General features: G+C 59.7%; 10 protein-coding genes. 7 read left to right on the forward strand and 3 right to left on the reverse strand.

All coding sequences use genetic code 11. From position 1 onward, the window contains the following. Positions 1-72 precede the first annotated feature (72 nt). From AC1D06_RS23110 to AC1D06_RS23125, 4 genes are all read left to right on the forward strand, one after another. The gene (locus AC1D06_RS23110) at positions 73-1,053 is read left to right on the forward strand and encodes a substrate-binding domain-containing protein (protein ID WP_477988149.1); all 981 of its coding nucleotides are present in this window, start codon (positions 73-75) and stop codon (positions 1,051-1,053) included. 71 nt (positions 1,054-1,124) lie between these two features. Continuing rightward, entirely contained in the window at positions 1,125-2,672 is a 1,548-nt protein-coding gene (locus tag AC1D06_RS23115) for a sugar ABC transporter ATP-binding protein (protein ID WP_477988150.1), read from the forward strand. 21 nt (positions 2,673-2,693) lie between these two features. Next, positions 2,694-3,662: an ABC transporter permease gene (locus tag AC1D06_RS23120; protein ID WP_477988151.1), complete on the forward strand. Its 969-nt coding sequence runs from the start codon at positions 2,694-2,696 to the stop codon at positions 3,660-3,662. Between the two features lie 178 nt (positions 3,663-3,840). Further along, complete coding sequence (locus tag AC1D06_RS23125; protein ID WP_477876300.1) at positions 3,841-4,725, forward strand: GntR family transcriptional regulator; 885 nt, start codon at positions 3,841-3,843, stop codon at positions 4,723-4,725. A 29-nt stretch (positions 4,726-4,754) separates the two neighbouring features. Here AC1D06_RS23125 and AC1D06_RS23130 read toward each other — a convergent pair whose 3' ends face one another. Next, complete coding sequence (locus AC1D06_RS23130; RefSeq protein ID WP_477876398.1) at positions 4,755-5,651, reverse strand: LysR family transcriptional regulator; 897 nt, start codon at positions 5,649-5,651, stop codon at positions 4,755-4,757. 115 nt (positions 5,652-5,766) lie between these two features. Between AC1D06_RS23130 and AC1D06_RS23135 the strand changes: the two genes are divergently transcribed. The 3 genes from AC1D06_RS23135 to AC1D06_RS23145 all read left to right on the forward strand — a co-directional run bounded on the left by AC1D06_RS23135 (position 5,767) and on the right by AC1D06_RS23145 (position 7,754). After that, positions 5,767-6,396: a DsbA family protein gene (locus AC1D06_RS23135; protein ID WP_477988152.1), complete on the forward strand. Its 630-nt coding sequence runs from the start codon at positions 5,767-5,769 to the stop codon at positions 6,394-6,396. 27 nt (positions 6,397-6,423) lie between these two features. Beyond that, positions 6,424-7,326, forward strand: coding sequence for an MBL fold metallo-hydrolase (locus AC1D06_RS23140; protein WP_477988153.1), 903 nt, complete (start codon positions 6,424-6,426; stop codon positions 7,324-7,326). 233 nt (positions 7,327-7,559) lie between these two features. Further along, entirely contained in the window at positions 7,560-7,754 is a 195-nt protein-coding gene (locus tag AC1D06_RS23145; protein ID WP_477876297.1) for a hypothetical protein, read from the forward strand. 106 nt (positions 7,755-7,860) lie between these two features. Here AC1D06_RS23145 and AC1D06_RS23150 read toward each other — a convergent pair whose 3' ends face one another. Both AC1D06_RS23150 and AC1D06_RS23155 read right to left on the reverse strand, forming a co-directional pair. After that, positions 7,861-8,904 carry an ABC transporter transmembrane domain-containing protein gene (locus AC1D06_RS23150; protein WP_477988154.1) on the reverse strand — a complete coding sequence of 348 codons (1,044 nt, stop codon included), beginning with the start codon at positions 8,902-8,904 and terminating at the stop codon, positions 7,861-7,863. Then, positions 8,898-10,609: HAD-IC family P-type ATPase (locus AC1D06_RS23155; RefSeq protein WP_477988156.1), on the reverse strand; the 1,712-nt coding region annotated here is incomplete at its 5' end. The genes AC1D06_RS23155 and AC1D06_RS23150, both read right to left, overlap by 7 nt.

Here is a 10,609-nt window from a genome sequence, read left to right on the forward strand (position 1 = left end):
TTTATCGATAAACAGCACGGCGATCAAGACACGCTGTATGCTGCTTCATGAAAACTTCAGGAGGAAAGAATCATGGGGAAATCAACGCTTGAACTGACACGTCGTATTTTCATGGGTGGCGTCGCTGCTGCGGTCGTTGCGCTTGCCGCGCCCTCGTATGCAGCCGATGTGACGATCCCGATCATCGTCAAGGATACGACGTCGTTCTATTGGCAGATCGTCCTGGCTGGCGCCCGGGCCGCCGGCAAGGATCTCGGCGTGAAAGTGCCGGAACTCGGCGCTCAGTCTGAATCCGATATTGCCGGACAGATTTCCATCCTGGAAAATGCGGTAGCCGGCAAGCCGGCCGCAGTGGTCATTTCTCCGACCGAGTTCAAGGCGCTCGGCAAGCCGATCGACGCGGCAGCAAAATCCGTTCCGATCATCGGTATCGACTCTGCGGCCGATTCCAAGGCGTTCACCTCGTTCCTGACGACCGACAATGTGCAGGGCGGACGCATTGCCGCCGAAGGGCTTGCCGAAGCCATCAAGAAGATGAACGGCAAAGTGGAAGGCAAGATCGCCATCATCACCAGCCTGCCGGGAGTCGGTTCGCTCGACCAACGCCATCAGGGCTTCGAGGAAGTCATCAAGGCAAAATATCCCGGCCTGACTGTCGTCGCCGACAAATATGCCGATGGACAGGCGACCACGGGCCTCAACATGATGACCGACCTGATCACGGCCAATCCGGACCTGGTTGGCGTCTTCGCCTCCAACCTGATCATGGCCCAGGGCGTGGGTCAGTCCATTGCTGAAAACAAGATGGGCGACAAGATCAAGGTGATCGGCTTCGACAGCGACGAAAAGACGGTCGGCTTCCTCAAGAAAGGCGTGCTTGCCGGTCTCGTGGTTCAGGATCCCTACCGCATGGGTTATGATGGCATCAAGACTGCGCTGGCGGCTTCGAAGGGAGAGAAAGTGAACACTTTCGTCGACACCGGCGCCAATCTCGTGACCAAGGACAACATGTCCGATCCGAAGATCGACGCCCTGTTGAATCCGAAGATCTGACAGAGTGCTCACCGGCGGGACGGCAACGAAATGCCACCCCGCCGGTGCGCTGAACGACTGGGAGGAACTGCATGGCAGTATCGGAGATCGCTGGCGTCTCGACCGCGTCGGCTGACGAGGGCTTTGGCGCCATCACGCCGGGCAGCACGATTCTGGAACTGGTCGGCCTGCGCAAGAACTATCTTGCCGTCGAGGCTCTGAAGCCGGCGACCATGTCGTTCAAGGCCGGTGAGGTTCACGCGATCGTCGGCGAAAATGGCGCCGGCAAATCGACGCTCATCAAGCTTCTCACAGGTGTCATTACCCGTACCAGCGGCGAAATCCGCTGGCGCGGAAAAGCGGTTGGGCTGGCGACGCCGCAGGAAGCGATCCTGCTCGGCATCAACGCCGTCCATCAGGAAGTGGTGCTTTGCCCACATCTCAGCGTCGCCGCCAATCTCTTTCTCGGCGAGGAACTCTTCCGTTTCGGCCTGCTGCAGAAGGGTTTGATGCGCCAGAAGGCGCAGGACGTGCTCGATCAGCTCGGCTTTCAGATTCCGGCCCAGGTGCTGCTGAGCGAACTGACGATCGGACAGCAGCAACTGGTCGCCACAGCGCGTGCCGCCATGCGCGGTACCCGGCTTCTCATCTTCGACGAACCCACAGCCTATCTCACCCGCCAGGAATCGGCTCAGCTTTTCAAGCTGATCCGGCGGCTGAAGGCCGATGGCGTCACGATCGTCTACATCTCGCACCGCATGGAAGAAGTCTTCGAACTGGCGGACCGTGTGTCGGTCCTGCGAGACGGCACCCATGTCGGGACGCGCGACATCGCCGATACCAATGAGGCGGAACTGATCGCGCTGATGATCAACCGCACGATCGAGCAGATCTACCACAAGGAAACGATCCCTATCGGCGATACGATCCTGGAGGCCAAAGGCCTATCCGGTGCCGGCTTCCATGACATCTCGCTCTCGGTAGGTGCGGGCGAAATCGTTGGTCTCTATGGCCTGATCGGCGCCGGCCGCAGCGAGTTCGCGCTCGGCCTTTACGGGCGAAATCCGGCAACGTCGGGCGAAATCCGCTGGCGCGGTAAACCGGTCCGGATTCACAATGAACGTACCGCAATGGATCTTGGCATCGCATTGGCGCCGGAAAGCCGGAGAGACCAGGGGCTTTGCCTCAATCTGCCGATCGGACTGAACATCAACCTGCCGATCTACAAGCGTCTGAGCCGGGCACTCACGATCGACAGGTCGCGCGAGACCGCCAATGCCGCCAAGCAGATCAGGGATCTCGCCATCAAGACACCATCGCCAGGCGTTCTCGCCATGGCAATGTCGGGCGGCAACCAGCAGAAGATCGTTATCGGCAAATGGCTGAGCCATGGCGCCGAACTCTTCATCTTCGACGAGCCGACCGTCGGTGTCGATGTCGGCACCAAGGCCGAGATCTACAGGCTGTTTGCCGAGCTTCTCAAGAAAGGCGCGGGCATCATCCTCATCTCGTCCTACCTGCCTGAAGTCTACGAGCTGGCCGACCATCTGCATGTTTTCCGCAACGGCAGGCTGGTCGCGAGCCACGATTATCATGCAGTCAGCCACGAAACCGTGCTTGGCGAAGCCATCGGCGCCTGACAAATATATGGAGTGAATTTAATGAGCGTTGAGGCAATCGATTCTCCGAAAAGACGCGGCCGTGGACTGAGCATCCTGTTCGGGCTGACACTGCTGGGCCTTCTCCTCCTGCTTTGGATGTTGCTGGCGTTTTCGACCAACAGCTTCTGGACGCCAAACAATATCAGCAATCTGCTGCGCCAGGGGTCGATGACCGCCGTCCTCGCGGTCGGGCAAACCTTCGTCATCATCACCGGCGGCATCGACCTTTCCGTAGGCGCCGTCGTCGGCTTCTCCAGCGTGGTCATCGCCTGGCTGATGCAGGCCGGCGCTCCCATGTGGCTGGCGATCGTACTGACGCTGCTGATCGGCGTCGCAATCGGCGGTTTTCACGCCTTCGGCATCGTACGCATGGGCTTGCCGCCCTTCATCATTACACTTGCCACACTGACGGCACTGCGGGGCATCGGACTGCTGATCACCAATGGCTCGACCATCAACATCAACAATGATGATTTCACCTCGTTCTCGCTGGCTGACTTCCTCGGCATACCGAGCCTGTTCTGGATGGTGATCGCCGTCGGCGTGCCCGCTTATGTCTTGCTGCACCACAGCCGCTGGGGGCGCTACCTCTTTGCCGTCGGCTCAAACCGCGAGGCGGCCCGGCTCTCCGGCGTCAATGTCAACTTCATGATCTATGTCGCATACATCCTCTCTGCGACTTTCGCAGCCTTTGTCGGCGTGCTGCTTGCATCGCGTATCGGCATCGGCAATGCGACACAGGCAGAGGGATGGGAATTGCAGGCGATCGCGTCCTCGGTGATCGGCGGCACCAGCCTGTTCGGCGCCGTCGGAACCATTCATGGTCCGCTGCTCGGCGCCTTCATTCTGGCGACGATCAACAACGGCGCCAATCTGCTTAACCTGAATTCCTTCTGGCAGAGGATCATCACCGGCGTCCTCATCATCCTGATCGTCTTCTCTGATCAGCTACGACGCCGGCGCGGATGAGCGGCTGCAACCGGGAGAGCCGAAGAGCCGGCGAAATGCCAGACCTTCGGACATTTGTTCGTATTTCTCCGTGTTGTCCTTCGTCACAGGAATAGCGCCGGAACCGACCGCTGGCTCGACAGTTTCCCTGCGTTTGGATTTGGCGAAGGCATCCACTCCATCGTGGAATTGCAAGCACATGAAAACGGATTCGATCTATGAAAGGGCCTTTGGGGACGCCCTCGACATCGTTGCCTCGCTTGCCGTAGGCGACGAATTGCCGTCGGAGAGCAGTTTGCGGACGCGCCTGCGCGTGAGCCGGACAACCGTCCGCAAAGTCCTGGCGGCGCTTGCCGAATGCGGCGTGGTGGGCACCGACTTTCCGCTGCGTAAAAGTCCCGCCGGCAAGGCAAAAGTCCTGCGATTTCCGAAGGATGAAATGGTTCCAGTTTCACTGCAGCTGGAGCGACGCTTCATGGAGTGGACGCTGCGTGACAATGCCACGCCGGGTACAGTCATCAATGAACTCGAGCTGGCTCGAAGGTTTGGCATAGCGCAACTGCCAATCCGCGAACTCCTGTCACGGTTTCAGCGTTTTGGACTTGTTGAACAAGGTATGGAAGGCTGGACACTCAAAGGGTTCACGCAGAAATACGCGCTGGAGCTGTCCGAAATCAGGGAAACGTTCGAGCTGCGCTCCGCCAGACTTTTCGTGTTGCTGCCGGAAAGTTCGCCAACTTGGGACCAGATCAAGCTCATGCGCGATGCCCATATCAGATTGCTTGACGACATCGATGAGCGCTTTCACGATTTTTCCGAGCTCGACAGCCGGTTCCATCGGTTGATCGGTTCGGTCTCACCCAACCGTTTCATCGACAGTTTCTACGACATCATCACGCTCATCTTCCACTATCACTACCAGTGGAACAAGCGCGACGAACGTCAACGCAACGAAGCCGCCATTCGCGAACATCTCACCTATATCGATGCCCTGCAGAGCCGCAACGTCTCGCTGATTGAACTGGCCTGTCGCACCCACATGACCTCCGCACGTGAAACATTGCTGCGATCGGTCATGCAATGAGCGATAGGAAAATCCCCCGTGGAATCACTTCAACTGTGTTGCCGAATATGTTCCACCAGCATCGAAACGAATTGCGTCACCTTTTGGGGGCGAAAGCGCGCTGCGGGGTAGACGACATAGATGCCGCCTGACGGCAATGCCCAATCCGGCAGGATTTGCACGAGGCGGCCTTCCGCCAAAGGATTGGCGGCGAGAAAATCCGGGAGGACGGCCAGCCCGCCTCCGGCAAGCGTGGCTTCCAGCACGGCGGTTGTCGCGTTGATGGAGAAAGCCTCGCGCATTGTGACGGTCCGCCGGTCGAAATCGCCCCTGACGAAATTCCAGACGAGCGGCTCGCGCAGGGCAGTGTTGGCGATCAGCGGCAGAGCGGCGAGATCTTCCGGCTGGCGCACATCAAGCCGTGCCGCAAAATCCGGTGCCGCCACCAGGAACTGCCGGAACGTGCCGATGCGGCGGGCTTGCAAGCTGGAATCATCGAGCCAACCGACGCGGATTGAGAGATCGATCTGATTGGCGATCAGGTCGATCCTGGAATCGGAAATGATGAGCTCGACAGCGCAGGCCGGATATTTCTGCCGAAACCGGGCGGCAACGGGGGCCAGCGTGATGGTGCCATAATCGTTGGTCCCCGAGACACGCAACGTGCCGACAGGCCCGGCATTGGCTTCGCCGATCTCATCGATCGCCTCTTCGACATCGCGCAGGATCAGGGCGCAACGCGCATGCAAGCGACGCCCCGCCTCCGTGGGTTCCACCCGGCGCGTGGTGCGCAGGAGGAGCGTCGTCTTCAGTTCCTCCTCGAGCCGCGCCACCTGCTGGCTGACAACCGTCTTGGTGATGCCAAGCCGCTCGGCCGCGCCGGTGAACGAACGGGCTTCAACCACGGCGGCGAAATAGGCCAGACGATTGAGATTGATGGGTTCCACGTTCGTTTTTCTCATTGTTAGTATTCAACATACGGTTTGTATTATTATCGCTCATTTATTGCACAATCAATCGCGTCTATCTTCCACGACATCAGATGACGACGGAGAGATGGACATGCGGATCAGTTACCTTTTCGACCCCCTTTGCGGCTGGTGCTATGGTGCGGGTCCGGCCGTCGAACGGCTGGCAGCATTAGACGATGTGACGCTGGAATTGAGCCCCACCGGGCTTTTCGCCGGCGAATCCGCGCGGCCGATGGACAAGGCCTTTGCGAACTATGCCTGGCAGAACGACCAGCGGATCGCCCGCCTGACCGGCCAGCCCTTCACCGAGGCCTATCGCAGCCAGGTGCTCGGCGCGGAAGGCACGATGTTCGACTCCGCACCCGCCACACTCGCACTCGTCGCCGTCGGCTTGACCGAGCCTGGCAATGAACTCGCGGCGCTGAAAGCCGTCCAGCGAGCTCGTTACGAAGACGGTCTCAACAATTCAGACCTCGCCACTGTCGCAATCATCCTTGCCGATGCAGGCTTTTCGGCAGCGGCCGAAAGGCTCAGCGCACCTGACGACGAACTTCTCGCCGCCTATCGCGGGCGGATTTCCGCGGCACGCGCCGACATGGCGCGGTTCGGCGTCGGAGGCGTGCCAGCCCTGGTCGTCGAAGAAGGTGCCAATCAGCGCTTGCTGCGCAGCGATGCGCTCTTCGGCCACTTCGACCTTCTGACGGCAGAACTCGCCGCCTGATCATACCTGCAACCCCAGGAGTCACCCATGTTTACAAGGAGACAGATTTTGAAGACCTCGATCGCCCTCGGCGCTGCCGCCGTATTCGCCCCCGCCGACAGTGGTGCCGCCGCCGGCGGCAAGCTCAGCTGGAAGCACTTCCCCGCAGGCCCGAACGGCTTTTTCCGCGCGCCGGTGCTGATCTCAGGCCCCAGCGAGGCGCTGCTCATCGATGGCGGCTTCACTTATCCGGATGGCCGCGCGCTCGCCGAGGCCATCAAGGTCAGCGGCAAGAAACTCACCACCATCTATATCAGCCAGTCCGATCCGGATTATTGTTTCAGCCTCAAGCCAGTGCGCGAAGCCTTCCCGGATGCCAAGGTGATCGCCGCTTCTGCGACGCTGGAAGCCATCAAGGGCAATGTGGAGAAAAAGCTTGCCGTCTGGGGTCCGCAGTTGAAGGAAAACGGCCCGCAGGCCCTCTCCGATATCGTGCTTCCGGAGGCTTTCGATGGCCCCACGCTGTCCGTCGACGGCGAGACGATCGAGATCGTCGATGCCGAGCAAGGCCTGGCGAACCGCCGCTACCTCTTCGTGCCGTCGCTCAATGCGGTGTTCGGAGGGGTGATGATCTTCTCCGGCGTCTATGTCTGGACTGCCGACACGCAGACCAGGGAAAGCCGCGCGGCCTGGGTGAAGACGCTGGACGCGATCGCCGCCCGCAAGCCTGCCGTGGTGGTGCCCGGCCATATGGCGCCCGATGCCGCAACCGGCCTTGCCGCCGTGGACTATACCAAAGCCTATCTCCTCGCCTTCGAGGAGGAGAGCGTCAAGGCCGCCGACAGCGCCGCCCTCAAGGCTGCCATGGAAGCTCGTTTCCCAGGCCTCGGCATGGGCGTGGCCCTCGATATCGGCTCCAAAGTCGCCAAGGGCGAGATGAAGTGGGGTTGAGCCACGTGCGGAGCAACCTGGACCTGGCCCGCAGGACCTGTGCAGGACGTTAAAACGGGAGTGGCCAGACTCTTCTGGCCGTTCCTCCCCTGACGGCCGCACTGAACGCATGTTCGTCCGGCGCTTGTCGTCGAGATCGAGGTCCCCGAAGGGACGGATGACGGCAAGCTTCGTCACGCTTGCCTGAAAGGGTGCATTTTGCCGATGACCGAGCGTCAGAATATCTCAAAATCGTGGAAGTCGATCTTGGCGTGATTGTCGAGATAGGCGAAGACAACCGGAAGAGTTATGTCCCCAGTGTCGTCTACACCTGCGGCGCCATACGTCACGATGATCTCCTCGTGCTGCCCTATGCGGTATCCGATACGTTTTCGAATTTCGCCACCACCGATATCAAGGCGCTTCTGGCCAGCATAGAGGGAGCATAGAAACCGCCCTTCCAGTTGCTTTCATCACGACAGCATGTCGCCCGAAACTGATCCCAGGTTTCGGGCGACATGCTGTAGCATTCTTCCTGTATGGCGCAGAGCTCAATCATTGCTCACGTACCGGCATGTGGCCAGGATCACCCTCCAACTGGATCAGGATCATGTCATAAACCACCGTAGTGTTTGACACCGTCCGGTAATAATTGATCAGCTCGTCCCAGGGATCGGCAATCTTGCCAAGGCCCGACATGAAGACGACCAATGTACCAATCTGCGTCACACCTCGAATAATCAGATAGCCACCGATCATCAGCACGATGACCGATCCCATCGAATCCAGAAAATTGCCGAATGCGGCGAGCAGGTATTTACGAAGATAGATCAGGATTCGCAGTCGGTAGATTCGGTCGATCGTAACGGTTCCAGGCGCCAGGTGACTTTTAGGCGCCCTTCGATCTCGACCTATGGCAAGACGACCGAGGCTGCGCACATTCTGGATTCTAAGCCGTGCAAGACGGTTGATCGTTTGCTGGGTGAGCGGAACGATCAATGCCTGCGGGAAATAGATAATGACGGCAAGAATGGTGATGACCGGTTCCACCCAGAGAAGATAACCGAAGACGCAGACGATCGTCCCACCGGATAGAAGTGGTAAGCCGAAGGCGTCGCCGCCAAAACCGCTGACGTCTTCCGTTTCCGCGGCCAGCATCGAAACGACCGTTCCGGCGTTGAGCTCCGTTCCGGACTTTCCACTATCTTCGCCGCCTTCGGATACCCGATCGAGAATGCGGAGCCGGATATCTCGGGCAATGACCTCGACCGCCAGGCCCTTCAGCATATTGAGCCAATATTTAAGCGCCCCCTGAAGGAAAATGACCGTGAGATAGATCCCACCCAGGATGACCAGCAGCCAAACGCTTCGGCTGACGACGGCGTAGTTGACTATCCTGCGCTGCAGTTCGAGTGGAACCATCATGAGGGGCGCAAGGATTGCGGTGAGAAGGCAGATTGCAATCTGCTTGGCACGCGTGGTTTTCCAGACATAAGAGTAAAGATGCCTGCTCAGGTCGAGCGTCTTTCTGAAGCCGCCTGTCTTCCTCGCCCTGCCCTCACAAGTAGCGGCCGGCGGCACCGGAAAAGGCTTCACCATCCTGTGGGTTTACGCAACCGCGATGCGCCTCCGTCCCTGATGGCCCAGGGTTTGATCAGCTCGGCGGCGAGCAGGTAAACAGCCACGAGCCCGCCAACGCCGATGACGACAGGCAGGGGAGGAATGGCAAAGCCGAACCAACGTCCGAGTGGGGTGAACGGTAAGACCATGGCGGCGAGCAATGCAGCCAGCGACGATGCGGCGAGCGCGGGGCGTGGCAGATCCCTCCAGGGCCTGCCGTTTGTCCTGATAATGAAGATAACAAGAATCTGGGTGGCCATCGATTCCAGGAACCAGGTGGTCCGGAATTCTTCCGGCGCGGCTTTGAACACGTATATGAGCACACCAAAGGTCAGAAAGTCGAACAGCGACGACAAGGGTCCCATGACACCAGCGAACCGCAGCAAGCCACGCATGTCCCAAACCTGTGGCTTCGCAGTCGCCTCCGGCCGTACGCCGTCAAAGGGAATGCCGATCTCGGAGAGGTCATAGAGGAGGTTGTTGAGCAGGATCTGTACGGGAAGCATCGGCAGGAAAGGCAGGGCCAGCGATGCGACCGCCATCGACAGCATGTTGCCGAAGTTGGAACTCGCGCCCATCCGCACATATTTCAGGATGTTCGCGAAGGTTCTACGGCCTTCTTCGACGCCGTCTGCGACGACTTCGAGATCGGATGCCAGCAGGATCATGTCGGCGGCGGCCTGCGCTACACCGGTTGCACCGGCCACTGAAAGGCCGATATCCGCCGCCTTGAGCGCGGGCGCATCGTTGATGCCATCGCCAAGGAAGCCGACGATATCGCCCTTGGTCTGCAGTGCCCTAACAATCCTCGATTTCTGATCGGGCGCCAACCGACCGAACGCATCGACGGACTGGACCCGGACAGCGAGTGCATCGTCGCTCATTTTCGCGATATCTGCGCCTGACAAGACGGTGTCAGCCTTCAAGCCGACGAGACCGGCCAGTCGCCTGACGACGATGGGATCATCTCCCGACAGAATTTTCAGCTTTACGCCTGCCGCTGCCAGGCGCGAAATGGCAGCGGCCGCCGTTGCCTTGGGCGGATCGGCGAAAGCGCAGAATCCCTCGAAGACGAGATCGATTTCATCGGCCGTATCGATATTTCGGGTAGCGCCCTGCCAAGGCTTCGAGGCCACCGCGATGGCACGAAGACCATTCTCGGCAAGGCTACGCACGCCATCCAGAGCGGCGGACCGCTCCTTGTCTCCCATTGCACTTGACATGGCGCCCAGTCGTCGCTGGGTGCAGAGCGCCAGCACCGCCTCCGGCGCACCCTTGACGATCAACAGCGGCCCGTCTGGTCCGGTTGCGAGGACCGAGCCGAGACGTCGCGCAAAATCGAAGGCTTGGCGGCCTGAAAGCGTCCAACCTTTGGCGGCATCGACGCTGCCTTTGACAAGGGCGGCATCCAGAGAACCGCGATCCCCTCCCAGATCCGCCGCAATTGCGCCCAGCACGGCAATGCGCGGGTTTTCCGCACTCGCCGCGTCGACGCTGCTGGCGAGCACGATTTCAGCGGAGGTCAACGTGCCCGTCTTGTCGGTGCAAAGGATGGACATGGCACCGAGATCGTGAATCGAGGCCAGCCGCTTTACAATCACCTTGCGTTTGGACATGCGGATTGCGCCGCGCGACAGCGTCACTGTCGTGATCATCGGAAGCAGTTCCGGGGTCAGCCCGACGG

The organism is Rhizobium sp. P2_G2 (assembly GCF_056403555.1).

Excerpts from the sequence above, each read along its gene's own strand:
- AC1D06_RS23110 (WP_477988149.1), top strand. The coding sequence starts at position 73 with ATGGGGAAATCAACGCTTGAACTGACACGTCGTATTTTCATGGGTGGC.
- AC1D06_RS23115 (WP_477988150.1), top strand. The coding sequence starts at position 1,125 with ATGGCAGTATCGGAGATCGCTGGCGTCTCGACCGCGTCGGCTGACGAG.
- AC1D06_RS23120 (WP_477988151.1), top strand. The coding sequence starts at position 2,694 with ATGAGCGTTGAGGCAATCGATTCTCCGAAAAGACGCGGCCGTGGACTG.
- AC1D06_RS23125 (WP_477876300.1), top strand. The coding sequence starts at position 3,841 with ATGAAAACGGATTCGATCTATGAAAGGGCCTTTGGGGACGCCCTCGAC.
- AC1D06_RS23135 (WP_477988152.1), top strand. The coding sequence starts at position 5,767 with ATGCGGATCAGTTACCTTTTCGACCCCCTTTGCGGCTGGTGCTATGGT.
- AC1D06_RS23140 (WP_477988153.1), top strand. The coding sequence starts at position 6,424 with ATGTTTACAAGGAGACAGATTTTGAAGACCTCGATCGCCCTCGGCGCT.
- AC1D06_RS23150 (WP_477988154.1), bottom strand. The coding sequence starts at position 8,904 with ATGGTGAAGCCTTTTCCGGTGCCGCCGGCCGCTACTTGTGAGGGCAGG.